Origin of the sequence: Burkholderia plantarii, assembly GCF_001411805.1 — a bacterium.
GTDB lineage: Bacteria > Pseudomonadota > Gammaproteobacteria > Burkholderiales > Burkholderiaceae > Burkholderia > Burkholderia plantarii.
Genome location: NZ_CP007212.1, coordinates 1427654 through 1453718, shown reverse-complemented (window position 1 = coordinate 1453718; position 26065 = coordinate 1427654). Strand labels below are relative to the sequence as shown.

At 70.7% G+C, this 26065-nt stretch carries 24 protein-coding genes; 8 read left to right on the top strand and 16 right to left on the bottom strand.

Features of this window, described 5'->3' with window-relative positions:
- Nucleotide 1 precedes the first annotated feature (1 nt).
- The 3 genes from bpln_RS06285 to bpln_RS06275 all read left to right on the top strand — a co-directional run bounded on the left by bpln_RS06285 (nt 2) and on the right by bpln_RS06275 (nt 2689).
- Nucleotides 2–1105 carry a hybrid sensor histidine kinase/response regulator gene (locus bpln_RS06285; protein ID WP_042624462.1) on the top strand — a complete coding sequence of 368 codons (1104 nt, stop codon included), beginning with the start codon at nt 2–4 and terminating at the stop codon, nt 1103–1105.
- Between the two features lie 312 nt (nt 1106–1417).
- The gene (locus bpln_RS06280) at nt 1418–2029 is read left to right on the top strand and encodes a superoxide dismutase (protein WP_042624461.1); all 612 of its coding nucleotides are present in this window, start codon (nt 1418–1420) and stop codon (nt 2027–2029) included.
- 87 nt (nt 2030–2116) lie between these two features.
- Complete coding sequence (locus bpln_RS06275; RefSeq protein ID WP_042624460.1) at nt 2117–2689, top strand: TetR/AcrR family transcriptional regulator; 573 nt, start codon at nt 2117–2119, stop codon at nt 2687–2689.
- A gap of 62 nt (nt 2690–2751) precedes the next feature.
- Here the strand turns inward: bpln_RS06275 and bpln_RS06270 are convergent, their stop codons facing one another.
- Genes bpln_RS06270 through bpln_RS06260 form a run of 3 tightly spaced genes read right to left on the bottom strand, consistent with a single transcriptional unit; the run spans nt 2752 to nt 8837 of the window.
- Nucleotides 2752–4383, bottom strand: coding sequence for an efflux transporter outer membrane subunit (locus tag bpln_RS06270; protein WP_226993611.1), 1632 nt, complete (start codon nt 4381–4383; stop codon nt 2752–2754).
- The gene (locus tag bpln_RS06265; RefSeq protein WP_042624459.1) at nt 4380–7553 is read right to left on the bottom strand and encodes an efflux RND transporter permease subunit; all 3174 of its coding nucleotides are present in this window, start codon (nt 7551–7553) and stop codon (nt 4380–4382) included. The genes bpln_RS06270 and bpln_RS06265 overlap by 4 nt, the downstream gene beginning before the upstream one ends.
- A 15-nt stretch (nt 7554–7568) precedes the next feature.
- Nucleotides 7569–8837 carry an efflux RND transporter periplasmic adaptor subunit gene (locus bpln_RS06260; protein WP_042626487.1) on the bottom strand — a complete coding sequence of 423 codons (1269 nt, stop codon included), beginning with the start codon at nt 8835–8837 and terminating at the stop codon, nt 7569–7571.
- 478 nt (nt 8838–9315) lie between these two features.
- On the opposite strand from bpln_RS06260, the gene bpln_RS06255 reads away from it, so the two are divergent.
- The gene (locus tag bpln_RS06255; protein ID WP_055138338.1) at nt 9316–10155 is read left to right on the top strand and encodes a class I SAM-dependent methyltransferase; all 840 of its coding nucleotides are present in this window, start codon (nt 9316–9318) and stop codon (nt 10153–10155) included.
- Between the two features lie 85 nt (nt 10156–10240).
- Here the strand turns inward: bpln_RS06255 and bpln_RS33620 are convergent, their stop codons facing one another.
- Together bpln_RS33620 and bpln_RS06250 are read right to left on the bottom strand one after the other, a co-directional pair.
- Entirely contained in the window at nt 10241–10402 is a 162-nt protein-coding gene (locus bpln_RS33620; protein WP_012735230.1) for a DUF1328 family protein, read from the bottom strand.
- A 75-nt stretch (nt 10403–10477) separates the two neighbouring features.
- Entirely contained in the window at nt 10478–11932 is a 1455-nt protein-coding gene (locus bpln_RS06250) for an RNA polymerase factor sigma-54 (RefSeq protein WP_042624458.1), read from the bottom strand.
- A gap of 513 nt (nt 11933–12445) precedes the next feature.
- On the opposite strand from bpln_RS06250, the gene bpln_RS06245 reads away from it, so the two are divergent.
- Complete coding sequence (locus bpln_RS06245) at nt 12446–13216, top strand: DUF4397 domain-containing protein (protein ID WP_042624457.1); 771 nt, start codon at nt 12446–12448, stop codon at nt 13214–13216.
- A 182-nt stretch (nt 13217–13398) separates the two neighbouring features.
- Here the strand turns inward: bpln_RS06245 and bpln_RS06240 are convergent, their stop codons facing one another.
- From bpln_RS06240 to bpln_RS35125, 3 genes are all read right to left on the bottom strand, one after another.
- A complete protein-coding gene (locus bpln_RS06240; RefSeq protein ID WP_055138337.1) occupies nt 13399–13917 on the bottom strand; it encodes a DUF3005 domain-containing protein in 519 nt (172 codons plus the stop codon).
- Nucleotides 13918–13986: 69 nt separating this feature from the next.
- Entirely contained in the window at nt 13987–14886 is a 900-nt protein-coding gene (locus bpln_RS06235; RefSeq protein ID WP_042624455.1) for a MipA/OmpV family protein, read from the bottom strand.
- A 139-nt stretch (nt 14887–15025) separates the two neighbouring features.
- The gene (locus bpln_RS35125) at nt 15026–15559 is read right to left on the bottom strand and encodes a hypothetical protein (protein WP_148653941.1); all 534 of its coding nucleotides are present in this window, start codon (nt 15557–15559) and stop codon (nt 15026–15028) included.
- A gap of 47 nt (nt 15560–15606) precedes the next feature.
- Here bpln_RS35125 and bpln_RS06230 point away from each other — a divergent pair, with 47 nt between their 5' ends.
- Nucleotides 15607–15846 (top strand): hypothetical protein, encoded by a 240-nt coding sequence (locus bpln_RS06230; protein ID WP_338025965.1) that lies wholly within the window; start codon nt 15607–15609, stop codon nt 15844–15846.
- 113 nt (nt 15847–15959) lie between these two features.
- Nucleotides 15960–16502: a PRC-barrel domain-containing protein gene (locus bpln_RS06225; RefSeq protein WP_055138336.1), complete on the top strand. Its 543-nt coding sequence runs from the start codon at nt 15960–15962 to the stop codon at nt 16500–16502.
- A gap of 136 nt (nt 16503–16638) precedes the next feature.
- Here the strand turns inward: bpln_RS06225 and bpln_RS06220 are convergent, their stop codons facing one another.
- The 5 genes from bpln_RS06220 to bpln_RS06200 form a co-directional block, all read right to left on the bottom strand.
- Nucleotides 16639–17235: a hypothetical protein gene (locus tag bpln_RS06220; protein ID WP_055138335.1), complete on the bottom strand. Its 597-nt coding sequence runs from the start codon at nt 17233–17235 to the stop codon at nt 16639–16641.
- Between the two features lie 136 nt (nt 17236–17371).
- Complete coding sequence (locus bpln_RS06215; protein ID WP_055138334.1) at nt 17372–17995, bottom strand: DUF4142 domain-containing protein; 624 nt, start codon at nt 17993–17995, stop codon at nt 17372–17374.
- Between the two features lie 127 nt (nt 17996–18122).
- Nucleotides 18123–18518, bottom strand: a complete 396-nt coding sequence (locus bpln_RS06210) for a BON domain-containing protein (protein WP_042624450.1) — start codon at nt 18516–18518, stop codon at nt 18123–18125.
- A 303-nt stretch (nt 18519–18821) separates the two neighbouring features.
- On the bottom strand, nt 18822–21188 hold the full coding sequence (locus bpln_RS06205; RefSeq protein WP_244132104.1) for a hybrid sensor histidine kinase/response regulator: 2367 nt from the start codon (nt 21186–21188) through the stop codon (nt 18822–18824).
- Between the two features lie 121 nt (nt 21189–21309).
- Entirely contained in the window at nt 21310–22674 is a 1365-nt protein-coding gene (locus tag bpln_RS06200) for a sigma-54-dependent transcriptional regulator (protein ID WP_042624449.1), read from the bottom strand.
- 390 nt (nt 22675–23064) lie between these two features.
- Here bpln_RS06200 and bpln_RS06195 point away from each other — a divergent pair, with 390 nt between their 5' ends.
- Nucleotides 23065–24048, top strand: a complete 984-nt coding sequence (locus bpln_RS06195) for a sigma-54 interaction domain-containing protein (protein ID WP_042624448.1) — start codon at nt 23065–23067, stop codon at nt 24046–24048.
- A 48-nt stretch (nt 24049–24096) separates the two neighbouring features.
- On the opposite strand, the gene bpln_RS06190 is transcribed toward bpln_RS06195, so the two are convergent.
- The 3 genes from bpln_RS06190 to bpln_RS36970 all read right to left on the bottom strand — a co-directional run bounded on the left by bpln_RS06190 (nt 24097) and on the right by bpln_RS36970 (nt 25975).
- The gene (locus tag bpln_RS06190; protein WP_055138332.1) at nt 24097–25110 is read right to left on the bottom strand and encodes a BON domain-containing protein; all 1014 of its coding nucleotides are present in this window, start codon (nt 25108–25110) and stop codon (nt 24097–24099) included.
- A gap of 122 nt (nt 25111–25232) precedes the next feature.
- A complete protein-coding gene (locus bpln_RS06185; RefSeq protein WP_055138331.1) occupies nt 25233–25601 on the bottom strand; it encodes a hypothetical protein in 369 nt (122 codons plus the stop codon).
- Between the two features lie 98 nt (nt 25602–25699).
- Nucleotides 25700–25975, bottom strand: coding sequence for a hypothetical protein (locus bpln_RS36970; RefSeq protein ID WP_162492375.1), 276 nt, complete (start codon nt 25973–25975; stop codon nt 25700–25702).
- Nucleotides 25976–26065 lie beyond the last annotated feature (90 nt).

Sequence of the window (26065 nt, the reverse complement as noted above, 5' to 3'; positions counted from 1 at the left end):
CATGACCTCAGTCAACATCCTCATCGTCGACGACGTCGTCCACAACATCACCGCGTTGCAGGCGCTGCTCGCGCGCCACGACGTCGAGCTGCTGGTGGCCAACTCGGGCACGGCGGCACTCGACCTGTTGCTCAAGCACGAGGTCGCGCTCGCCATCCTCGACGTCAACATGCCGGTGATGAACGGCTTCGAACTCGCCTCGCTGATGCGCGGCAGCCCGCGCACCTCGCACGTGCCGATCATCTTCCTCACCGCCACCGCCGAGGATGCCTCGCGCACCTTCCGCGGCTACGAGGCGGGTGCGGTGGATTTCCTCTACAAGCCCGTCGATCCGATGATCCTGCGCTCGAAGGTGGACGTGTTCGTCCAGCTCGAACAGCACAAGCGCCTGGTTGCCGAGCAGCTGCAGACCACGCGGCAGCTGCTCGAAGCCAACGAGATGCTGATGGCGGTGCTCGGCCACGACCTGCGCACGCCGCTCGGCGCGGTGCTGGCCTCGGCCGAATACCTGATGCGCGATCCGTCCGGCACGCAGACCGCGGCGGTGGCCGCGCGCATCAAGAGCAGCTCGCTGCGCATGGCGCGGATGGTGCATCAGCTGCTCAATCTCGCGCGGCTGCAGGGCGGGCGGCTGCGGCTGCAGACGCGGCAGGTGGAGCTGGCCACGCTGTGCCGCGCGGTGGTCGACGAATTCGGCGGCACCGCCGGCAGCGAGCGCATCGCCGTGGCTGCGCGCGGCGACACTCACGGCGAGTGGGACGCGGACCTGCTCTGGCAGGCGGTGTCGAACCTCGTCAGCAACGCGCTGCATCACGGCGAGCCGAGCGGCACCATCGTCGTCGACGTCGACGGCGAGTCGCCCCACCAGGTGCGCCTCAAGGTCAGCAACCACGGCGCGATCCCGCCGGCCGTCCTGCCCCACCTGTTCGAGGCGTTCGTGCCGGGCGCGGCCATGAAGCAGCCGCGCGACGGCCTCGGGCTCGGCCTTCACATCGTGCAGAAGGTGATCCAGATGCATCGCGGCTCGGTGCGCGCGCTGTCGGAAGGCGCGGGGCAGACGGTGTTCGCGGTGGAACTGCCGCGCGCGGTGAAGGGCACCGCCTGAGCGCGGGCGGCCCGGCCGCCGCGTCACGTCGATCCGGCCCGTCCGCCCGGCCCGCGAGAGCGGACGGGGGGACGGTGTTGCATCCTTGCAGCGACTCTTGCCCTAGCACTCCCACCCCACCCCGGACAGGGTCATTTCGTAACATCAAATAAAAATAATTATCATTCGCATTCATGCGCCGAATGCGCGATGGATCCTGGCCGAGGAGACCGCCATGCAGATCGCCGCCGGCCTCGTCTCGACGCTCACGCGGCAATCGCCGCCGCGGCACGCCGTCGCCCGCTCACCCGAACCCATCCACCGGAGTCATCGATGCCGTACACCCTGCCCCCGCTGCCGTATGCCTACGACGCGCTCGAACCGCACCTCGACGCGCAGACGATGGAGATCCACCACGGCAAGCATCACCAGACCTACGTCAACAACCTGAACGCGGCGCTCGAAGGCGCGGGCCTGCCGTTCCCGCCCGTCGAGGAACTCGTGGCCGGCCTCGCGTCGCTGCCGGAGGCCGTGCGCGGCGCGGTGCGCAACAACGGCGGCGGCCACGCCAACCACAGCCTGTTCTGGAGCGTGATGTCGCCGGCCGGCGGCGGCCGTCCGCAAGGCCGGCTCGCCGCGGCGATCGACGCCGAGCTGGGCGGCTTCGACGCGTTCCGCGACGCGTTCACGAAGGCCGCGCTGACGCGCTTCGGCAGCGGCTGGGCCTGGCTCGGCGTGAGCCCGCAGCGCACGCTGGTGGTGGAAAGCAGCGGCAACCAGGACAGCCCGCTGATGACGGGCAACACGCCGATCCTCGGCCTCGACGTCTGGGAGCACGCGTACTACCTGAAGTACCAGAACCGCCGGCCCGACTACATCGCGGCGTTCTACAACGTGGTGGACTGGGTCGAGGTGGGCCGTCGCTACCAGGCCGCGCTCGGCTGAGGCGGCGCCTGCACGGCGCTTTCAGCGCTTGCCATGAGCGGGCGGATGCGGTATCAAATCCGAAACATCCCGACACCGTTCCCGCTCATGAGAAAGTCCAGACAGGAGGCGGCCGAAACCCGCCAGCGCATCGTCGAGGCCGCGTCGCGGCGCTTCCGTGAAAAAGGCATCGAAGCGACCGCGCTGTCCGACGTGATGGCCGACGCCGGGCTCACGCACGGCGGGTTCTACAAGCACTTCGCCTCGAAGGACCATGTCGTGCTCGAATCGCTGCAGCTCGCCACCGATTCGATGCACGCCTCGATGTCGGCCACGCTCGAGCGCTGGCCCGGCAAGCGCGGCATCAACGCCGCGATCGAGCAATACCTCTCCGAATCGCATTTCCACGACATCGGCTGCGACTGCACGTTCGTGTCGCTGGCGAGCGAACTCGCGCGCCGCAGCGACGACGTGCGCGACGCGGCCTCGGCCGGCATGGTCTCGCTGATCGAGCTGTTCACGAACGGATTGATGACGGAACTGACGCCGGCCGCGGCCCGCAAGCGGGCCACGGTGATCGTCTCGACGATGATCGGCGCGATGACGGTGGCGCGCCTCGTCAACGACGACACACTCGCGGCGTCGGTGTTGCGCGAGGCGCGCAAGACGCTGCAGCAGTAACCGCAGCGTCGCGGCGGCCGGTGGTGGCCGCCGGTGGTGGCCGCCTACGGCGGCAGGCCGGCTCAGCCGGCCGTCGCGCGGCGCGCCGCGGGCGTGGCCGCCGGGCTTGCGGAGCCCAGCGAGTCCACCGGGTCCGGCGTGCCGGCCGGGCTCGCTGCGGCGGCCGGCGGCGTGGCCGCCGTCCCCGATGCCGAGGCCGGTGCCGACGCGCTGGCCGTGCCGGTCGACCAGCCGCCGCCGAGCGCCCGGAACACCGACACCGCCGCGCGCGCGGCGTCCGAACGCGTCGCGTCGAGATCGTCGCGCGCGCCCAGCAGCTGACGGTCAGCGTCGAGCACGTCGGTCAGCGTGATCGCGCCGGCCTTGTAGGCCTTCTGCGACAGGTCGCGCGCGCGCGTCAGCGAGGCGACCTCGGCATCGAGTTCGACGCGCCGCGTCTGCGTCTCGGCCAGCGTCACGAACGCGTTCTCGACGTCCTCGGCCGCCTTCAGCACCGCCTGCCGGTACTGCGCCAGCGCCTCGGCGTTGGCCCCGCGCGCCGACTTGACCTCGGCGTCCACCTTGCCGAAATCGAACAGCCGCCAGCGCAGCCCCGCCGTGACGGTGGGCTGGAACGCGCGCGCCGTGAACAGCTGGCCCGCGTTGATGCTGTCGAAGCCGAGCAGCCCCGAGATCGAGAGCTTCGGATAGTAGTCCGACAGCGCCGCGCCGATCCGTTCGTTCGACGCCGCGAGGCGTCGCTCGGCCGCGATCACGTCGGGGCGGCGGCGCAGCACGTCGGTGGGCGTCGCGCTCGCGTCGATCGACGGAATCCCGGGGATCTCGCCCGGCACCGCGAGCTGGCTCGCGTAGGTGCCCGGCTGCGCGCCCATCAGGATGTCGAGCCGGTTCAACTGCGCGACGAGGCTGGTGCGCAGCGTCGGCACCAGCGCCCGCGCCTGGCGCAGCAGCGCGTCGGCCTGCGCGACCTCGCGCTCGTCGGCGGCGCCCGCGTGGCGGCGCGCCTTCACGAGTTCGAGCAGTTGCGCGTCGGTCGCGATCTGGTCGTTGGCCACCGCGAGCCGCGCCTGGAAGCCGCGCACCTGCAGATAGGCGTCGGCCGCGTCGGCGGCCACGCTCACGCGCGTGCCGAGCCGGTCCGCCTCGGCCGCCTGCGCCTCGTTGGCGGCCGCGGCCGCGTTGCGCCGCAGGCCGCCCGCCAGATCGATCTCCCAGCTCGCCGCGCCGCCCAGCGTGTACTCGCGCTGGTTGCGGCTGTAGCCCGGGAACGCGCGCGCGAGCGAGCCGGTCGGGCTCAGTTCGCTCTGGTGCTGGTCGGTGGCCGCGCCTTCGAGATCGAAGGTCGGCAGCAGTTCCGCGCCGGCCCCCGAGGCGGCCGCGCGCGCCTGCTGCACGCGGGCCAGCGCGGCGGCCAGGTCGAGATTCTGCGCCAGCGCGCGATCGACGATGGTCACCAGCATCGGATCGTGGAAGCCGGTCCACCACGCGTCGAGCGGCGCGGCCGGCCCCGCCGCGCCGTCGTGTCGGTCGGCGGGCGCATGGTGGAACGGCTGCAGCGCGTCGGCGGGCGCCTTGTAATCGGGGCCGACCGCGCAGCCGGCCAGCGCGAACGCGAGCGCCGCGGCCAGCGCGAGGCGTGGCGCAAGACGTGGGGCGAGGTGCGTGTTCAGGACTGGATTGAAGGTCGTCATCATGCGTGCTCCTGGCTGCCGGCGAGCGTATCGCCGGCGTGTTGCTTGCGGCCGAACCGCCGGATGAAGACGTAGAAGGTCGGCGTGAACAGCAGGCCGAAGCCCGTCACGCCGAGCATGCCGAACAGCACCGCGGTGCCGAGCGACTGCCGCATCTCCGCGCCGGCGCCGGTCGCCACCGCGAGCGGGGCCACGCCGAGAATGAACGCGAACGAGGTCATCAGGATCGGGCGCAGCCGCGTGCGGGCCGCATGCACGGCGGCGCCGGCCGCGTCCGAGCCCTCGTCCTCCTTCTGTCGCGCGAACTCGACGATCAGGATCGCGTTCTTGGCCGCCAGCCCCACCAGCACCACGAAGCCGATCTGCGCGAGGATGTCGATCGGCATGCCGCGCAGCGACAGCCCGGTGACCGAGGCGAGGATACACATCGGCACGATCAGCACGATCGCGAGCGGCAGCTTCCAGCTTTCGTACTGCGCCACCAGCACCAGGAACACGAACAGCGCGGCGGCGCCGAACACCACCAGCGTCGGCGTGCCCTTTTGCTGCTGCTGGTAGGCCAGGTCGGTCCACTCGAACGAGATGCCCTGCGGCAGCACCTGACGCGCGAGTTCCTCCATCTGGCGCAGCGCGGTGCCGGTGGCCACGCCCGGTGCCGCGGCGCCCTGCACCTCGGCGGCCGGATACAGGTTGTAGCGCGGCACGCGGTACGGGATGGTGCGGTCCTCGAACTGCGCGACCGAGCCGATCGGCACCATCTCGCCGGCGGCGTTGCGCGTCTTGAGCCGCGAGATGTCCGCGCCGCTGCGGCGGAAGCTGCCGTCGGCCTGCACGATCACCTCATAGGTGCGCCCCAGATAGTTGAAGTCGTTCACGTACTGCGAGCCGAGATAGACCTGCAGCGTCGAGAACACGTCGGTGGGCGTCACGCCGAGCTTCTGCGCCTTGACGCGGTCGATGTCGGCGAACACCGACGGCGAGCCCGCGTTGAACAGCGTGAACACGCCGGCGAAGTGCGGGTCCTTGTTGGCGGCGGCCACCAGCGACTTGGCCGCCTTGACGAGCGCCTCGGGGCCGAGCCCCGCGCGGTCCTCGAGCATCAGCTTGAAGCCGCCCGCGCTGCCGAGGCCCTGCACCGGCGGCGGCGGGATCGTCAGCACGTAGGCGTCCTTGATGCCCGACAGACGACGGCGCAGGTCGGCCAGCACCGTCTCGGCCGTCACGCCCGGCAGCGAATGGTTGTAGAGCGACGGCAGGCCGGTGAACACCGTGCCCGAGTTCGACGCCACCGTCAGCGTGGTCGCGTCGAGGCCGACGAACGGCGCCGCGTGCTCGATGCCGCGCGTATTCAGCGCGATGTCGGTGACCTGGCGCACCACCTTCTCGGTGCGTTCGAGCGAGGCGCCCGGCGGCAGCTGGATCACCGTGATCAGGTAGCCCTGGTCCTGCTCCGGAATGAAGCCGGTGGGCGTGCGCGAGAACTCGAGCCCGGCCACCGCGATCAGCGCCACGTAGATCGCGAGCATCACCGTGAGGCCGCGGATCAGCCGGCGCGTGAGGTTGCCGTAGCCGAACGAGAGCTTGTCGAAGCCGCGGTTGAAGCGTGCGAAGCCGGCCTGCACGAAGCGCGCCACGCGCCCGCCGCCGGCGCCGGCCGTGTCGTGCTCGTGCGACTTGAACAGCACCGCGCACAGCGCCGGGCTCAGCGTCAGCGAGACGAAGCACGAGATCACCGTGGAGGCCGCGATGGTCACCGCGAACTGCCGGAAGAACAGCCCCGAGATGCCGCTCAGGAACGCCGACGGCACGAACACCGCGCACAGCGTCAGCGCGATCGACAGCAGCGCGCCGCCGACCTCGTCCATGGTGCGGTGCGCGGCCTCGACGGCCGACATGCCGGCCTGGATGTTGCGCTCGACGTTCTCCACCACCACGATCGCGTCGTCCACCACGATCCCCACCGCCAGCACCAGCCCGAACAGCGACAGGTTGTTCAGCGAGATCCCGAACATCGACAGCACGATGAACGAGCCGAGCAGCGACACCGGGATCGCCACCACCGGGATGATGGTGGCGCGCCAGTTCTGCAGGAACACGAACACCACGCCCACCACCAGCAGGATCGCCACGAAGATGGTGGTGATCACCTCGTTGACGGACTTGCCGATGAAGATGGTCGGGTCGTAGATGATCTGGTAGTCGACGCCGGCCGGGAACTCCTTCTTGAGTTCCTCCATCGACTGCAGCACCTCGTGCTCGACGGCGAGCGAGTTGGCGCCCGGCTGCGCGTAGATCAGCATCGCGGTGGCGTCGTCGCGGTCCTTGAACGAAGTCGAGCCGTAGTCGGCCGCGCCCACCTCCACATGGCCGATGTCGCGCACGCGCGTGACGCGCCCCTGCGGGTCGGACTTCAGCACGATGTCGCCGAACTGCTCGGGCGTGGTGAGCCGGCCGAGCGCCTCGACGTTGACCTGATACGCGTCGCCGTGCGCGACCGGCGGCTGGTTCAGCACCCCCGCCGAGACCTGCACGTTCTGCGCGCGCAGCGCGGCCAGCACCTCGCTCGCGGTCATGTCGCGCGCGGCCACGCGGTCCGGATCGATCCAGATCCGCATCGCGTATTCGCGCGCGCCCTGGATCTGCACGTCGCCCACGCCCTGCAGCCGCGCGAGCGCGTCCTTCACGTGCAGCGTCGCGTAGTTCGACAGGTAGAGCGTGTCGTGCGAGTGGTTCGGCGAGTACAGATGCACCGCCAGCAGGATGCTCGGCGTGGACTTGCGCACCTGCACGCCGAGCCGCTGCACGTCCTCGGGCAGCCGCGGCAGCGCATCCTGCACGCGGTTCTGCGTCAGCATCTGCGCGACGTTCAGGTCGGTGCCGATACGGAACGTGACCGTCACCGTCAACTGGCCGTTGCCGGTGGACTGGCTGCTCATGTAGAGCATGTTCTCGACGCCGTTGATCTGCTGCTCGAGCGGCGTGGCCACGGTGCGCGCGATGGTGTCGGCCGAGGCGCCTGGATAGGACGTGGTGACCTGCACCGTGGGCGGCACGATCTCCGGATACTGCGCGACCGGCAGCACGAACATCGCGCCGAGCCCGATCAGTGTCAGGAACGCGCTGACCACCGTCGCGAAGCGCGGGCGGTCGATGAAGAAATGGGCGATTCGCATGGCCTGGTCGCCCCGTTACTGCGCTTGCTGCGCGGTTTGTCCGGCCGGCGCGGCAGCCGACTGGTCGGCGTAGCGGATCGCGCCGTCGTGGGTGGCCACCTTCGAGCCCGGCGCCGCGAACGGCAGCCCGTCGATGATCACGCGGTCATCCTTGCTCAGGCCCGAGCGGATCACGCGCAGCCCGCCGCGCACGTCGCCCGTCTCCACCTGCTTGGGCACCACCGTGCCGTCGGCGCCCACCGTCAGCACCAGATGCTCGGACTGGTTCGGCAGCACCGAGGCGTCGGGCACCAGCAGCGTCGGGGTCGGCACCGCCACCGCCACGCGCACGCGCGAGAACTCGCCGGGCGTGAACTGGCCGTCGGCGTTGGCCACCGTCGCGCGGGCGTGGATCGTGCCGCTCGAGCGATCGAGCACGTTGTCGACGAAGTCGAGCGTGCCCTGCCGGTCATAGGTGGTCGAATCGCCCGCGGCCAGCTCGACGCGGTTCGACGGCATGCCGGCCGCATTGCCGCGATAGCGCTGGAACGCCTCGTAGTCCGACTCGCTCATGTCGAAGTCGAGATAGATCGGATCGAGCGAGACGATCGTGGTGAGCAGCGTGGTCGGGCTGGTCGCATAGCGGCTGCCGGCGATCAGGTTGCCCACCGACACCTGGTGGCGGCCGATGCGGCCGGTGAACGGCGCGACGATGCGGCAATGGTCGAGGTCGAAGCGTGCGTCGCGCGCCTGCGCGTCGGCGTCGTCGAGCGCGGCCTGCGCGGCGTGCAGCTCGGAGGTGCGCTGCTCGGTGTTCTGCGTGGTGCCGGCCTGGCTGCGCTCGAGCTCCTGCGCGCGCGCGAGTTCCTGCTTCGCGAGCACCAGGCGCGCCGCGGCGGTCTGCTGCTGCGCCTTCGCCTGCGCGTAGCGGATTTCGTAGGGCACCGGATCGATCGTGAACAGCAGGTCGCCCTTGTGGACCACGGCGCCGTCGCGGAAATGGATGCCCGTCAGCGTGCCGCCCACCTGCGCGCGCAGCTCGACCTGATCGACCGCCGAGAACTGGCCGAGGAAGCCGATGCGCGTGTCGAGATCGCGCACCAGCGGCCGGCTGACCGTGACCTCGTGCGGCGGCGGCGCGGCGTTGGCCGCGTTCGCGCCGTTCTGCGCGTGATGGAACCACAGCCCGCCGCCGATCACGACGATGCCGGCCGCGATGGCCAGCGCCCTGGCACGTCGCTTCGGCGTGCCGTTCGGGCCACCACGCAAGCTCGCGCCATCTTCCAGTCTTGTTTTCGTATCCACCTGCATCACCCTGGAAAGCGTTGTGGCCGGGCCGTCGCGCAACGCCGCGACGGCCCGGCCGGGGTCGGCCTCGACAGGCCCACTGCCGGCCGTCGATCCACACTTGGATGTCAATGAGCATCCAAAAGCCGATAGATTAGCGATAACATCTAAATGAGCAAGCGGGTGATTCGCGAAGGCAACCTGTCGTTTTGCCTACAACCGGCCGCAAAACCCCGCCGGATAAGGGTTTGCACGAACCTGGCGAGATTGTTGGCCGCTGCCGGTTTCTGAATTCATGCAGACACGACAGCACTTCGCCCCGCGAAGGCGGCCCGGGCGCCATGGCTCGAATACCGCCGCAGTTGGCAGATTCGCACGTGGCGGGCGCCGCGCGCGCTGGCTAGACTGCTAGCAGATCGGGCGGATGCCGACGGCGGGAACCGCGGATCATGCGCGTGGCCGCACGGCCGCGCGCGGCACGCAAAGGAGAATCGGCATGACGGATGCGGAACCGGGCACCGGCACGGGCCACTACGAACCCGCGAACCTCGTCGAGCGGCTGCGCGCCGCGCTGGCCGCAAGCGGCCTCGACGCCCGGCCGCTGCGCCCCGAGGATCTCGCGGCGCTCGACCAGTTTCACTCGCGCGGGCTTGCCGCCACCAGGGAACTCGCGCGGCAGCTGCCGCTCGGGCCGGCCACGCGCGTGCTCGACATCGGCGCGGGCCTCGGCGGTCCGTCGCGCTATCTGGCGGCCCACCATGGCTGCGAGGTGCAGGGCATCGACCTGAGCCGCTCGTTCGTCGAGGCGGCGCAGTTCCTCGCGCAGCGCTGCGGGCTGGCCGGGCGCGTCGGCTACCGGCACGGCAACGCGCTCGCGCTGCCTTACGAGGCCGACAGCTTCGACGTGGCCTGGACCCAGCACGTGGCGATGAACATCGCCGACCGCGATACGCTGTATGCCGAGGCATTCCGCGTGCTGCGCCCGGGCGGACGGTTCGCGATCTTCGACGTGGTGGCCGTCGGCGACGCGCCGCTGCACTTCCCGGTGCCGTGGGCGCCGGGGCCGACGTCGAGCTTTCTCGTCACGGCCGGCGCGATGCGCACGCATCTGGAGAAGGCGGGCTTTCGCGTGATCGACTGGACCGACAGCACCGCCGAGGGCATCGCCTGGTTCGCGGCACGCGCGGCGCAGGCGCGCGAGGCCGGCACGCCACCGCCCGCGCTCGGCCTGCCGCTCGTGATGGGCGACGGCTTCGGCGAGATGACCGGCAACCTCGCGCGCAACCTGCGCGAATCGCGCGCGGCGCTGATCCAGGCCGTGCTCGAAAAACCATGAAAAAAACCCTCGCACCGGGCGAGGGTCTGGGTCACGGACACGGCAGCCGCGTGGGCGCAGGCCGTGCCGGATGCCAGCGCGGTCCTTATCTTCGGACCACGCCAAGCAGCAGCGTGACGAGGAAGATCACCACGAAGATGAAGAACAGGATCTTCGCGATTTCGGCCGCGCCCGCCGCGATGCCGCCGAATCCGAACACCGCCGCGATGATGGCGATGATGAAAAAGATGACCGCGTATCGAAGCATGTCTACCTCCTGATTGAACCTTTGAAACTGGATCCCTGAAACCGCCGTCGCGAAGCGGCGCGGCCGCCGCGCGCCTCAGATCGGCACGCGCCGGCGCAGCTCGGCCGGCAGGATCTTCATCGCCTGCCGGTACTTGGTGACGGTGCGCCGTGCCAGCACCACCCCGCGGCCGGCCAGGCGCTGCGCCAGCGCCACGTCGGAGAGCGGTTCGCCGCCGGGCTCGGCCGCGATCATCTCGCGGATCAGCACCTTGGCCGCGGCCGCCGAGCAGGCACCGCGCCCCGCCGCCTCGAGCTTGCGTGGGAAGAAGTGCTTGAACTCGAAGGTGCCGTGCGGCGTGGCCATGTACTTGTTGCCGGTCGCGCGCGAGATGGTCGATTCGTGCAGGTCCAGCTCCTCGGCGATATCACGCAGCACCAGCGGCTTCAGCGCGATCGCACCGTAGCGGAAGAAATCGCGCTGCCGCGCGACGATGCATTCGCCCACGCGCTGGATCGTGTCGAAGCGCTTCTGCGCGTTGCGGATCAGCCAGCGCGCTTCCTGCAGCTGCTGGCCGAGCGGCGACTGCGCCGATTCGCTCGACTTCGCGAACAGTTCGGCATAGAGCTTGTGGATCCGCGCGCGCGGCATCACCGCCGGGTTGATCGTCACCACCCAGCGTCCGCTCACCTGCCGCACGATCACGTCGGGCACCACGTAGTCGCCGCTCGCGCCGCCGAAATGGTTGCCGGGGCGCGGATCGAGCTTGCGCACCAGCGCGCAGGCCGCGCGCAGCGTGCGCGTATCGCAGCCGATGCGGCGCTGGATCTCGGCCGTCTCGCGGCGCGCGAGGCGTTCGAGATGATGCTCGGCGATCACCTTCGCGCACTCCACGTCGTCGCGTCCGCCCGGCATCGCGTTCAGCTGCAGCGTCAGGCATTCGGACAGCGAGCGCGCCGCGAGTCCCGGCTTGTCGAGCGACTGCACGAGCCGCAGCGCCACCGAGAGTTCCTGTTCGCTGAAGCAGACGTCCGAATCGGCGATCGTCTCGGCCAGTTCGGTCAGCGACTGGCGCAGGTAGCCATCGTCGTCGAGCGCGTCGATGATGGTGCGCGCGGCGGCGCGGTCGCGCACGTTGAGCGGATAGAGGCAGAGCGCCTCGTGCAGGTGCTCGTGCAGCGACGGCTCGAGCACGAGGCGGTCCGACGGTTCGACGTCGAAGCTCTCGTTCGAGCGGCGCAGCGAGCCGCGCATCGACGGCTCGGCGGTGTACAAAGGTTCGCCGTCGGGCGGCCCCGGTTCGGCGGTGACGAGGCTCGCGGGCTCGGAGGTTTCGGCCGATTCGGCCGCGGCGGTCGCTTCGTCGAACGGCGTGCGCGTATCGTCGTCGCCGGAAATCTGCACGTCTTCGAGAAACGGATTGGTGTCGAGCGCCTGACGTAGCTCCTGCTGAAATTCGAGCGACGACAGCTGAAGCAGTCGCAGCGACTGTTGCAGACGAGGCGTCAGCGTCAGGTGTTGCCGCATCTGCAGCGCGAGCGTAACTGGCATCCGGATGCTCCTGGTCGGTTGAGTGGTCCTGCCTTCCCTCGTGCAACATCCATACCAGCTTGCCCGAACCGCTCCCGGCGGGGCTTCGGCGCCGGCGCGCGTGACGCGAGCGGCCTGCGTGAAGCATTTTTTACAAGCGGATTCGCAAGATTTGGGCCGCCGGTTGCGGGCTGTCGCGATAGCGGCCGCTCCGCCGCGGCGCCTGCATCTCGCGCTGCCGGTTCGCCATGCGCGCTCACCGACACGGCGCGCCGCCCTCCACGGGCCCGTCCCGCGCCGCTTTCGCACGCCGCGCGGCGGCCTCGATTCGACATCGCGCGCGGCATCGGCCGCCATCGGGAACGCGTCGTGCTCAACAGCATCGCCCGCCCTCGATGGCGCGGGACCGGCGAAGGGGTACCGAAGGGGGTCGCATTCGCCGGGCAGTCCTTATTCACTGGTCGCGAGACACCGGCGCCGCGAGGCGCGCGGATTGAGCAACATCATATGAACAAGAGTTCAGAGAGGAAGAACATGAAAACGATTCGTACCCTGGCGGTGATGGTTTCGGCAGTGGCAGTGCTCGCCGCTTGCGGCGGCGGCGACGGCAACGACATCGGCACGATCATCGGCGTCTCGAAGCCGCAAGCGCGCTTCATCAACGCGGTGCCGCTCGGCCCGAACGTCGACTATTACCTGAACACGCAGCTCAATACGGCCAACATCGCCTACAAGGGCGTGACGCGCTACGGCGACGTGAACAGCGGCGCCACGACGACGTCCTACAACTCCACCGGCACCAGCACGGCGATCGGCGCGCAGTCGTTCACGACGGCCAACGGCCATCACTACACGACGATCGCGCTGCCGAGCACCTCGTCGCCGATCTCGGTGATCGACGACCCGTATGACAAGGGCCTGCTGTCGAACCAGGCGCGCCTGCGCAGCTTCAACGCCTCGCCGAACGCGCAGAACCTGGACATCTACGTGGTGACGGCCGGCAACACCAACATCACGGCGGCCAACCCGACGCTGTCGAACGTCACCTACCAGAACGCGGTGCCGGCCACCACGCAGGATTCGATCTACCTGAACGGCGGCAGCTATCAGATCATCGTCACGACCACCGGCTCGAAGACGCCGGTCCTGACCACGGCGCCGTTCAACCTCGCGAACAACGCCGACTGGCTGGTGCTGACGATCCCGGCGGGCGGCATCGCCGACGTGGTGCCGAACGACATCCACGTGCTGATCGCGCAGGGCAACGACGCCGATTCGTCGGCGCAGGAACTCGGCCCGCAGTAATCGCCTTCAAGACGAATGACGCATCGACACCCCGCCGCGAGGCGGGGTGTCGATGCGCAAAAGGAAGGGGATGGATGACGGCGCACGCGCGACCGCATTCGCGCGACCACGTTCGCGCGGCGGCGAGCCCGCGCGACTCGTCGGCCCGGCCGGCGGCCGGACCGGCATGCGTCAGAAATCGATCAGGATGACGAAGGTTCGAGCCGGATCACGCGAACCGTGCGTGCGCCGTTGGTGCGGCCGGCATCGACGATGCCGGTCTGGCTGACCTGCCAGCCGAAGCGCGTCTCCACGGCCGGCTGCAATCCGCCGCGACGACAGGCGAAGCCTGCCAGGCCGTCGTCGGGCGTCACGACGCTGTCGTCGAGCGAGGCGTTCGAGTGGATCACGTTGTCGTGCCAGTGCGACGCATCGCGGTGCGCGTCGAAGCTCTTGCCGTCCACGTCGACGCTGTTGCCCGACGCGCCCATCGCCGCGTTGTCGAGCGTCGCGATCCGGCTCGCGGCGCGGCGCACCGGGTCGCCGTGCTCGAGCGTGTAGCGCGCGCGGTCGATCGCCGGCAGGCCGGTCGGCATCTTCGAGGCGATCCGCTCGGGAGTCAGCCTGCGTTCGGCGCCGCGCTCGGCCGCGGCCGTCGACGGCGCCGCGTTCAATCCGGGGGCCGGCGTCTTCACCGGGTTTTGATTCCGTGCCTGCTCCATCGTCTCCTCCTGTACGGGGTGCCTCTCTCGCCGCGCGGCCGGGCCGCGCGACGGGCATGGATGCCAGAACTAGAACTGGTAATTGATCGACAGATCGAACGTGGCGTTCGCGGAACTCTGCGTGATCGGGCTGTGACGGGCGCTGCCCACCAGTTGCTGGATCGCGCCGTCGGCCGTGAGGAACCAGTGCTTGCGGAAGAACCACACCATCGTGATGCCGCCGCCATAGGATCTCAGGCCCGCTTTCGCAGAATACGCCGGAATCCCCGAGCGCGCCGACTCCCCCTGGTTTACCCCGAACCAGCTGTTCATGTAGCGCGAATCGGCAAACGTCACGTTCGGACCCGCGAACCAGAAGAAGCGCTCGGAGCTGCCCGGCAGCGGCATGTAGGCCGCGAAATCGGCCACCCAGCCGTTCGCGCCGCCGACGTAGCGCTGCACGTCGCCGCGCAGCACCAGCGGGAAGCGCTTGGACAGCACGTAGTCGGCCGACAGCTTGATCTTCGGCGCCGGATTGATGTTGTCGAGGCCGTTCAGATGGCCGAGATCGTCGGCCGAGCGGCGCCCGAGATCGTAGCCGACCGACAGCGTCGCGCGCCAGTTCTGGCCGCGCAGGAAGTTCACGCCAAGCCCCTCGCCGGTCGAGAGGAACAGCAGGTCGCGGTAGCGCACGTCGATGCTCGGGCCGGCCATCGCGCGGTACTGGTCGGAGCCGTCGTAACGCGGCCGGAACGTGGAGGCCACGCCCACCCGCACGTCCCATTTGTCGGGCGGGTTCGGATTGAACAGGCTCTCGAGCGGTACGCCGGCCGAGTACTGCCACTCGCTGAGCGGGCCCGGCGTCTGCGCGCGGGCCGTCACGGCGGCCGCGCAGCACACCGTCAGAACGGTCAGCCGCGACGGGACGATCGCGCGGCGCATCAGGCCCATGCGGCGCGGGGAAACGGGAACGGCACGGCATCGAATCATCAGCTTTTCCTCTTTGTGTTGTACGTTCTGCTGAGAGAGTCCCGCAACCGTTCCGCCAGCGCCGCGCCGCCGCCGTTTCCGGCGGCGGCCGGCGCGCGCGTGCCGGTCCTCGTACCGCTGCTGCGCGTGCTGCCGCCAGTCATGTTACCCGTGCCGCGCGCGGCGTGCCCGGACGCAACTTCCATCGACACGCCCCGGCTCCTCCGGACCACCCGGTTGAGCCGGCGCGCCGCCGCCGCGCACCCGCCAGACGCTCGGGCGGTTGCCGCGACGGCGGATCGCCTTCCGGCGGCTGCCGCGGCATCGGCGGATCGGGCGGCCCGTCGTCGCCGGGCTGCCGCTCGGGGTCGATCTCGGGCACGGGCGGCGGCTCCGGGCGATGCATCCCCAGACCAACGAGCCGCTGCGCCCGCGGCACGGTGAACACGGATGGCGAAGCAGGCATGAGCTTCACGGTCGGTCCTCCCATTGCAGAATCAGCGGTTTTAATTGCAAATTGCGTGCCAGAAGACCGCGCATGGACGCCATCATGCCCCGTATCGGCGCCAGCTCGGCCGGCCGCCGCCGAATGCGTCAGTTCCGTGAAATCGTTACATCGGAACTGCAAATTTTCCAGTTGAAAGGATTTGCCGACCCGCGGCGCGGCGCCCGGCAGGCGGGGCGCATCCGGCATGCCGCTTGCTCGATCGAACACACGCCCCAACCTTCGGAGGACAAGCGATGCGAACTGCTTCCCAGCCCATTCCGCAATCCGATGCCGCGAACCGCCAGCCGCTGCGCGGCGCCTCGAAGCACGAGCGCCCCCCCGCACGGCCGCCTGAAAAGCGCATCGACGAAACGCTCGAGGATACGTTCCCGGCGAGCGATCCCCCGGCCACGGGCGGCGTCACGCGGATCGATCCCGAGCCGCACCCGCCGTCCCACCGGTCGCCCGATCGCGGCGAACCGGGGACGCCCTGACGGGTGCCGCCGGCTGCTGCACTGAATGCCGTGCAGCCCGAGGCGGCGGCGCCTGGCGCCCCGCCGTCCCGTCCTGCCACCCTGTCCCATCGCATCCCGCAAGGAGGTCGACGATGAATCCGCATCCCGAGACCGGCACCGAATCCGGCGCCTCCGGCCGCGCCCCTGATCGAATCGTGGGCCGCGCCACGCCCACCGACGGCCCCGGCCCCGACGTGATGGCCGCGGCGACGCTCGACGGCAACCGCGTCTATGCCACCGACGGCGTCCATGTCGGCCACATCAAGGACATCATGCTCGACGTGCGCGGCGGCCGCATCGCCTATGCGGTGCTGTCGAGCGGCGGCCTGCTCGGCATCGGCGACAAGCTGATCGCGGTGCCGTGGCACGCGCTGACGCTCGATACCGACCGCAAGTGCTTCCTGCTGGCCGTCACGGCGCAGCAGGTGCGCGACGCGCCGAGCTTCGATCGCCACCGCTGGCCGTCGTTCGCCGATCCGGCCTGGGTCGCCTCGACCGAGCCCGCCGTGGCGCAAGACACCGGCTGGGAACCTGACGACGTCGGCCGCTTCGACGTCGATACCGGCATCGACATCGATGCGCCGCCGCACGAAACCTCGCCGAGCCGCCCCGAACCGCGCGGCGGCCAGCATTGATCCATACCGCGTTGCTCGTCGCCGGCCGCGAGGCCGGCCCGTTTCCAGGAGCGTCCTTCACGGACGCTCTCTTTTTATCCGGCGACGCATCGCGCCACCACCGCGTGCCGGCCCGGCGGGTTGCCCCACGCGTCGCTCAACGCGCCAACCCGCGCGGTTCGCCCGCGTCGCCCTGCGCCGGCCCCGGCGTTACCTCCTCGGGCGGCGGCAGCACGGCGGCGAGTCCGAGCGCGTCGAGCCACAGCTCGCGCGACCAGCCGCGCGCATGCAGCACGCGCGGCTCGCCGTCGGTCTCGACGGCCTCCACCATGTCCTTCAGCACCTGCGCGACGGGCCCCGTGATGCGCTCGGCCGCGATGCCGAGCAGCGTGCGATTCAGCTGGTCTTTGGTCTCGACCAGCAGCACGCATTCGGCCGCCACGCGCTCGGCGGCGGCGCGGTCGTCACCCTGCGCGGCGTAGGCGATCACCTCAAGCAGCGACTTGCCAAGCGCGGCGGCGGCGGTGCGACCGCGCGAAGTGGTGTCGGCATCGAGCCCGAGCGCGTCGAACGCCGTGCCGAGCAGTTGCGCCCGGCGCCGCGCCGCGTCGCGATGCGCGCGCCACTCGTCGCCGAGTTCGTCGCGCGTCGCGCAGGCCAGCGCCGCGTCGTAGACGGCGATCGCGCGCAGCGTGGTTTCGCGCGTCTGATACAGCAGTTGATTCAGCCCCTCGCGATCGAACGCGGTCGTCATCGTGGTACCTCCCTCGTATCCGGCATCGACATGCCTCACCTCGCCCCACCGGCCTCGCGGCCGGCCTGGAAAAACGGGCCGTGGCGCGCGCGCCCGGCCCGTCCGTGCCGCTGATCAGCTGCGGAGGTTCCGTGCGTCAGCTGCCCACCTGCTGCGCGAGCTTCTGCGCGGCGGCCAGATGCTTGCGCAACATCGGCAGGCCCTGCTGCGCGAACGCTCGCAACTCGGTCGAGTGGCCGCCGCGCGCCTCCGCCTCGAACAGCCGGATCGCCTGACGGTGCGCGGCCGGCCCCGCCACCGCCACGTAGGCGAGATCGAAATCGTGGCCCTGCTTGCCGCGCAGCGCCTCGACGTCGGGATCGACGATCTTCGCCGCCTGCGCCGGCACGCCCTGCTTCGCGGCGATCACGCGCAATTGCTCGTTGGCGCGGCCGTGGTCGTCGAGCATCATCTTCGCGAACTCACGCACCGCCGGCGAGGCCGAATGCTCGATCGCGAGCTGGCTCGCCTGCACCTCGCGCTTGCCGGCCAGCGAAGCCTTGTCGACGAACTCCGGATCGATGCCCTGCGGGCGCTTCGCGATCTCGGCGTCGCCGACCGGCGAGGCCGGCTTGACGATCTCCGCGCCGACTCGCGGGTCGGCCGCGGGCGGATCGTGCGGGGTCGGATTCGGGTCGGTCTGGGCGGATGCCGCGAAGACCGCGCCGAGTGCGGCGGCGATTGCCGCCGCGCGCCATGCTCTGCTGCGTCGTTTCATCATCGCTCTCCTGATCGCGTTGCGGATCGGACCGGCGCGCCTGGCGCCAGCGCGACCCCTGGAACCACGGGCGAAATCACCGACGAACCACCGGGACGAATCACGCACGCACTCGCCCGCGGCGGCGCGCCTAGCGCGCGTGGATGGTCAGTTGGTCCTCCACCCCGCGCACGCCGTCCACGCTCTTCACGGCGGCGATCGCGAGCGGGCGCTGCGACTCGTCGGGCACGCTGCCGGTGAGCGTCACCTGGCCGTTCTTCGTGCTGACGTGGACGTCGCCCGAGTCGAGCCCGCTCGCCTGCACCAGCGCGGCCTTCGCCTTGGTGGTGAGGGTCATGTCGTGCATCTTCGCGCCGGCCGAGTGCGTCGCGCTGGCCAGCGTGTCACCGCTGTCCGCCGCGTTCGCATCGAACGCGGCACCGGCGCAGAACGCAGTGGCCGCCGTCAGCGCGACCGCCAGGAGGCGGCGTGCCGGATGCCGCCGGCGCGGCGTCGACAGGAACTGGCGTGCGAGGCGGTGTGTCATCGTGAGCTCCCTGGATCAAGCCGGCCCGACGCCGGCGGTACCTGTCGGCCCGCAACACCCGTTCCCGGCCGCCCGGCCGCGCCGCGTCGGGCGCCGCGGCAGGGGGCACGCTTTTCGGCAAGCTGATTGCAAGATTTACGAGGCGCGCGACGCATGCGAAAGCTGAGCGTGCGGAAGAGATGCGGCGGGAAGGAGGGCCGGGCGAGCCCGACGGCGCCCCGGCACGCGGATGCCGGGGGCGGCCCGTTCAGGGCGTGGTTCCGCGCGCGCAGCGAGGAACCGGATGCGGAACCGGACGCAGGCTCAGTCGGGCAGCCGCGAGCCGAGCGCCTGCTTCGGCGGCAACACGCGCGGCGGCAGCGCCGCGCCGCGCGCCTGCGTGGTGCGCAGGATCTCGCGCGCGAGCAGCTGGATGTCGACCGGCTTGCACAGGTAGCCGTCGAAGCCGGCGGCCAGCACGCGCCGCTCGTCGGCCTGCCCCGCGTGAGCGGTCACGGCCAGCACCGGCGCGGCCGTGTAGCTGCCGCCGCGCAGCGCGTCGAGCAGCCAGAAGCCGTCGCCGTCCGGCATCGCGAGGTCGGACAGCACCACGGTCGGCCGCGCGGCCTCGATCCTGGCGAGCGCGTCGCGCCCCGACTCGGCCACCACGATCTCGGCGCCGAGCGTGGCGAGCGCGGTGGCGAGGCTGGTGCGCGAGGTGGCGTCGTCGTCGACCAGCAAGATGCGCTGGCCGTCGAGGTGCAGCCGTTCGTGGGAGGCCGGCACGCTCGCCGTCGTCTGGGAGGCCCAGGTCAGCGCGCCGGCCGGCTGCCAGCCGGCCGGCAGCGCGACCTCGAAGGTGGTGCCGCGCCCGGTGCCGTCGCTCGTCACGCGCGCACTGCCGCCATGCAGCTCGGCGATGTGGCGCACGATCGACAGGCCCAGCCCGAGGCCGCGGCGCGGCGAGGCCGGCGAACCCTCGGCGCGCCGGAACGCCTCGAACACATGCGGCAGGAATTCCGGCGCCACGCCCTGGCCCGTGTCGGTCACGCTCAGCAGCGCGCGCGTGTCCTCACGCACCAGCGCGACCGTCACGCGGCCGCCGCGCGGCGTGAACTTGAACGCGTTCGACAGCAGGTTCGAGAGCATCTGCCTGAGCCGCTCGGCGTCGCCCGACACGACGCAGGTGTCGAGCGCGCAGCGCGTCTCGAGCGTGATGCCCTCGGCGGCCGCCGTGGTGCCGAGCGAGCCGGTGGCGTCGGCCACCACGCGCACCAGGTCGACCGGCATCGGGTCGAGCCGCAGCTTGCCGGTGGCCAGCGACGAGGCGTCGAGCAGGTCGGCCACCATCCGCGACAGCGAACGCGCGCTGCGGTCGATCGCGTCGATCGCCTGGCGCTGCAGCGCCTCGGCCACCGGGTTGCGCATCACCTCCACCCAGCCGTAGATCACGTTGAGCGGCGTGCGCAGCTCGTGCGAGACGATCGCGAGCAGTTCGTCCTTGAGGCGGTTCGAGGTGTCGGCCTGGCGCCGCGCGTCGCGCGCGCCACGCAGACGGTGATGATTGCGGCGCTCGCGGCGGCGCTGCATGCCCGTGTCGCGCAGCGTCAGCGACAGCGCCACGCAGACGTTTTCGTCGTCGAACACGGGCGAGGCCGCCAGCGTCGCGCGGAACCGCACGCCGTCCTCGCGCAGGCAGAGCAGGTCGACGCCGGCCACCGCGTCATGCACGTCGCGCACCGCCACGTCGAGCGGATGGCGCTGCTGCCAGCGCGGCGCGACCAGCATGCCGGCGTCGCGGCCGAGCGCCTGCGCCTCGGCATAGCCGAACATGCGCTGCGCGGCCGGGTTCCAGCTCGTGATCAGGCGATCGGCGCCCACCCCGATGATCGCGTCGGGCGAGGCATCCACGAGCCGCCGCAGCATCTGGTTCGCGGTGGCGCGCTCGTGATCGGCGCTGACGTCGCGCAGCACCAGCACCGCGCCGCTGCGCACGCCGTCGGGGTCGCGCAGCGGCGAGGCGACGGCCGCCACCGGAATCCGCGCGGCCTGCCCGGCGGGCCGCAGCCACAGCAGGTCCGAGGCGCTGCCCTCGCCGCCGCCGAGCACCCGCTCGAGCACGGTGGTCGAGCGCGTGCCCGCGCCGTGGCCGTCGTTGCCGTGCAGCGCGTCGGTGAGCGCGCGGCCGCGCGCGGCGCCCGCGTCGAGATCGGCGAGCGCGGCCGCGGCCGGGTTCAGGTAGGTGATGCGCCCGGCCGGATCGGTGACGATCACGCCCTGCGTCAGCGACGCGAGCATCGCCTCGTATTGCTGGCGCGCGGCGGCCTCGCGGCGGCGCAGCGCGTCGTTGGTCAGCCGCGAATGGCGGAACGCGGCCACCACCGCGCAGACCACGCCCGACACCAGCAGGAACAGGCCGATCTGCATCGCCTGCATGGCAGGCGACAGCGGATAGGCGAGCGGGTCGCCGACGAACAGCAGCCAGATCAGCAGCGCGCTCGCGAGCGACGCGACGAGGCCCGCGCCGAACGAAACCGTCCACGCCACCCCCGCGATGAACGGGTAATAGAGCAAGAGCGGCATGTTCGGGCCGCCGTAATGGACGAGCAGCGACTGCAGCACCGTCGCCATCGCGACCAGCGCGGCACCCGTCATGCCGTTGCGAATCCAGCCTGATTGCATTTGGGTCATCCGTTCGTTTCCCGTCCAGGCCGCCGCCGCACCGGCCGGACGCCTCCGCCGGCCGCCATGGCGGCCCACCCTGCCGTGGATGTCGGGACGTCGCGCGCCGGCGCCAGGGCCGATGCGGCGCTCACGACGTGGTCTTGTCTCCGCCTTCGAGCTGCGCGAGGCGGTTGTAGATCGTCTTCAGGCTAATGTCGAGCACCTCGGCCGCGTGCGTCTTCACCCCGCCGCATTGCGCCAGCGTGCCGAGGATCACGCGCCGGTCGACTTCCTCGAGCGTGGTGCCGAACGGCACCGACACCGTGTCGTCGGCGCCCGCCGCATCACCCGACACCTCGGCCATGATCGGCGGCGGCAGCGTGTCGATCACCTCGCCGTCGTTGAAGATGCTCGCGCGCTGCACGAAATTGCGCAGCTCGCGCACGTTGCCGGGCCACTCGTAGCCGGCGAGCGCCGCCAGCGCGGCGGGCGCGAAGCGCATCTTGCGGCCGCTCTCCTCGTTGAGCCGGTTCAGGAACGCCACGGCCAGCATCGGGATGTCGTCGCCGCGTTCGCGCAGCGACGGCAGCGTGATCGGGAACACGTTGATGCGGTGATAAAGGTCGGGACGCAGCCGACCCTCGGCCATCGCGGCCTCGGGGTCGCGGTTGGTGGCGGCCACGATCCGCACGTCCACGTCGAGCTCGCGCGCCGAGCCGAGCCGCGTGAGGCGCCCGGTCTCGAGCACGCGCAGCAGCTTGACCTGCGACTCCATCGGCATCTCGGTGATTTCGTCGAGGAACAGCGTGCCGCCGTCGGCGCGCTCGAAGAAGCCCTTGTGCTGACGGTCCGCGCCCGTGAAGCTGCCGCGGTCGTGGCCGAACATCTCGCTCTCGACCAGGTTCGCCGCGATCGCCCCGCAGTTGATCGCGAGGAACGGCCCCTTGCGGCGCAGGCTCAGATCGTGGATGGTCTGCGCGGCCAGTTCCTTGCCGGTGCCCGACTCGCCCTTGAGCAGCACCGATGCCTCGGTGCTCGCCACGCGGCTGATCGCGTCGTACATCGCCTGCATCGGCGGCGAATTGCCGAGCATGCGGCCGAAGCGGCCCAGCTGCTTCAGCTCGCTGCGCAGCGAGGCGATCTCCTCGTGCAGCACGCTGGTGCGCGGCACGCGCGCGAAGATCGCGTTCAGCCGCTGCATGTTGAGCGGCTTGACGAGGTAGTCGGTCGCGCCGCGCCGCAGGGCATCGATCGCGGTCTCGAGGCTCGCGTGGCCGGTGGTCAGTACCATCTCGCAATGGACGCCCTTCGGCAGCTCGTCGAACAGGTCCATGCCGCTGCCGTCGGGCAGCACCAGATCGCACAACACGAGATCCGGCGTGTGCTGGGCGATCAGCTCGCGCGCCTGCGCCAGCGTCGCCGCGGTATCGCAGGTCAACTGCTGCGTCTGCGCGAGCGCGGAAAGCATGTCACGGGTATCGGCGTCGTCTTCGACGACCAGAATGTAGGGCATTGACGCTCCATCGCGGAACACGCGCCAGCGAGCCGCGAAGGCTCGCCTGTCGGCGACGTGCTGTATCGGGTAACGGTCGAATAACGGGCCGGGCAGCAGTCGAATCGAAATCGGAAACGATGACCGATAGCGCGCGCGAAGTCGGTAACGATGACAGATCGCGGCGGCCGTGCCAGCGGCTCATGACCTGTTGAATAGACCTTCGGTGAGTATAGGGGACAACGTGGTAACGCCGGGCATTATCGGTTTTTTCTATCCGCTACGCAGTTGCACATTGGAAATTTCAATTCATTAAGCGCGGCAGGATTCGATACGCTTGCGGTTATAAAAATTACACGCTGCGCGGTGACCGTCCACGGAGGCGCCTCCTTTCTACCACGAGAACCATTCATGTCGAGACTCCCTAGCGAAGGCCGTCGTCTGGCCGGCTCCTCGCCGCGCATCCAGGCGCTGCTGTCGAAGATCGAGAAGATCGCCGCGACCCGCGCGAGCGTGCTGATCGTCGGCGAAAGCGGCGCGGGCAAGGACATCGCCGCGCGCCTCGTCCATGATTCGAGCCCGCGCGCGAGCGGCCCGTTCGTCGCCGTGAACTGCGGCGCGATCCCTGCCGACATCGCCGAATCGCAGCTGTTCGGCCACGAGAAAGGCAGCTTCACCGGCGCGGCCGCGCAACACATCGGTTTCTTCGAGGCCGCGCGCGGCGGCACGATCTTCCTCGACGAAATCGCCGAGATGCCGCGCGACTTGCAGGTCAAGCTGCTGCGCGCGCTCGAATCGAACACCATCATGCGCGTGGGCGGCACCGAGACGATCGCGCTCGACGTGCGCGTGGTGGCGGCCACCCACCACAACCCCGCCGACGCGATCCGCGACGGGCGCCTGCGCGAGGATCTGTTCTACCGGCTCGCCGCGATGGCGCTGCACGTACCGGCGCTGCGCCACCGCGACGGCGACGTCGAGGAGATCGCGCGCGCGCTGATCGACACGCTCAACGCGCAGCACGGCACCAGCAAGGCGCTCTCGGCGCAGGCGCTCAAGCTGCTGCGCAGCTACCCGTGGCCCGGCAACGTGCGCGAGCTGCGCAACACCATCGAACGCGCGTTCATTCTCGCCGACGACACCATCGAGCTCGACCTGCCGCGTCAGCTGCCGCCGCGCGCCGACGTGCGCGACAACGTCATGTCGCTGCCGCTTGGCGCGACGCTCGCGCATGCGCAGCAGCGCTTCATCATGGCGTCGCTGCGGCACTTCGAGGGCGACAAGCCGCGCACGGCGAAGGCGCTCGGCATCAGCCTGAAGACGCTCTACAACCGGCTCGCGCTGATGCGCGAGCACGGGCTGCAGCACGAACCCGACGAGAGCGCGCGCCGCTAGGCACGCGCGCTCGCATCGGCGCGTCGACACGACGGGCCGCACCGCCCGTCACGGTCGGTGGCGCTGCCGGTCAGCCTCGGGGCCGGCCGGGCCGGTCGACGGTTCGGCCGCGCCCGCCGGCCCGATCGCGCCGGACGGATGCGCGGCCGGCGCGGGCGAGGCCGCCGGCGAGGTCGGCAGCGTCGGCTGCGCCTCGCGCGGCACCGGATAGGGTTCGTCGCCGGACGCGGCGCGCGCCACGCGCACGCGATTGTCGACGTCGCGCACCCATACGCAGCTGTCGGCCAGATCCTCGATCTCGTGCTTCATCCAGCGCTCCGGCACGGTGCCGTCGAGCTGCACGCAGGCGTCCGTCACCGTCACGCTGACCTCGCTGACGTCGATGTCGATCGCATAGGCGAGCCGCTCGCAGACGTCCTCGCGAATCCGTTCGTCCGAACGCGTGTAGCCCTTCGGCCCGCGCAGCCGCGGCGCCGTGCTGGCCGTGCGCGCGACACGGGCCGCGTCGCGCGCCGGATGCCCGGGCGGATCGTAGCGCGCGTGGGACGGCGCGCCATGGCCGCCCCGGCTGCGCTCTTCCGGATAGTGGGGTTCGGCGCGGCGGCCGCCGCGCGCGTCGTAGGGCACGCCGCCGCGTTCGCTGCCGCGCATCGGTGCCGGCGCGGCGCGTTGCGGGCCGCCATAGGGGCGTGTCTCGTCGCGCCCGTGTTCATCGCGCCCGCGCCGCGCGCCCTGCCGGTCGCGATCGTTGTCATGGCCGCGCTCGTAGCCGGAATCCCGGCCGGCGGCACGGTCGGAAACGCGCTCGACATCGCGGCCCTCGCGCGCCTCGGCCTGCGCCCAGCCGCGCTCGTCGCGCCAGCGGCGCTCGTCGATGCGATCGGCGGGCCGCTGCTCGCGCGCGTCGTGCAGATCGATCTCGCGTTCGTCGTCGGGCAGCAGCACGTCGTCGTAATGCGGCAGGTCGTTCTCGTCGTTGCCCCAGTACGCGCGTTCGTTGCGTTCCTGCCAGTTGGCCGGCCCGCGCATGTCACGCGAGCGGTTCGGATGGCGTCGTTGCATCGCATGCCTCCTCGATCGGTTCGCGGGTACCTGGCCCGGTACCGGATCCGGCCCCGGGCCACGGCCTCCGCGCTTGACTTTCGTTGACCTCAAAACTTCAAGCGATTGAAAGAATTCCCGGCTCAGCGCCGCAGGCCGCGCTCGGCCTCGGCGCGTGCGCGGGCCTCGGCGTCCTCGAGCGCTTCCGCCTCGTCGGCGATCGAGTCGGTGCGATCGGGCTCGATGTCCCCGCTGTCGACCAGCGTCGAATCGCCGTCGGCCGAGGCGCGCTCGCCGGTGCCGGCGCGATCGGTGCCGGCCGCGCCGGCCGCCTCGCCGCGTTCGAGCGCGTGCGCGTCGAGTTCGCTGTCGATGTCGAACGGGCGACGCTTCGCGCCGCGCGTGTCGCTGCCGCTGTCGGACGAATCGCTCGGGCCGAGCGTGTCGCCGTCGGGCGCGCCGCTCGCGCCGGAATCGAGCGGCGTGTTGTCGGGATTCAGGGTGCTGTTCATGCGGCCTCCGTCAGGTTGCGCCGGACGCTTATCGCGCCGGCGAACAGGTGAATGAGCGCGTCCGCGTTCGGGGCGGCCGCGCCCGCCATCGCTTGCCGTCAGCCGCCCGAGGCGCCCGAGGCAGGAGCGGCACTCGATGCGCCGGACGCGTCGGATCCCGCGCCCGCATCGGACGAGGCGGCCGGCGGCGCCATCGGCGCCGGCGACACGCCGCTGGCCGCGTCCGCCTGCGATGCCTCGCTCGACGCGGCCGGCGCGCCGGCCGCGCCCGTGTTGTCCCTCTGCTTCGAACAGCCCGCGGCGGCCAGCAGCCCCGCGCACATCGCGCTCATCGCCAGGGTGCGCCACACGGCTCGTGTCGGATCGAATTGCATAGGACCTCCGGTGGTGAATGGAACACCTTGAGCAGCAATCGCCATGCCGCGCCCGCCGGCGGCCGGGCATGGCGCTTGCTGAAGCGCAGC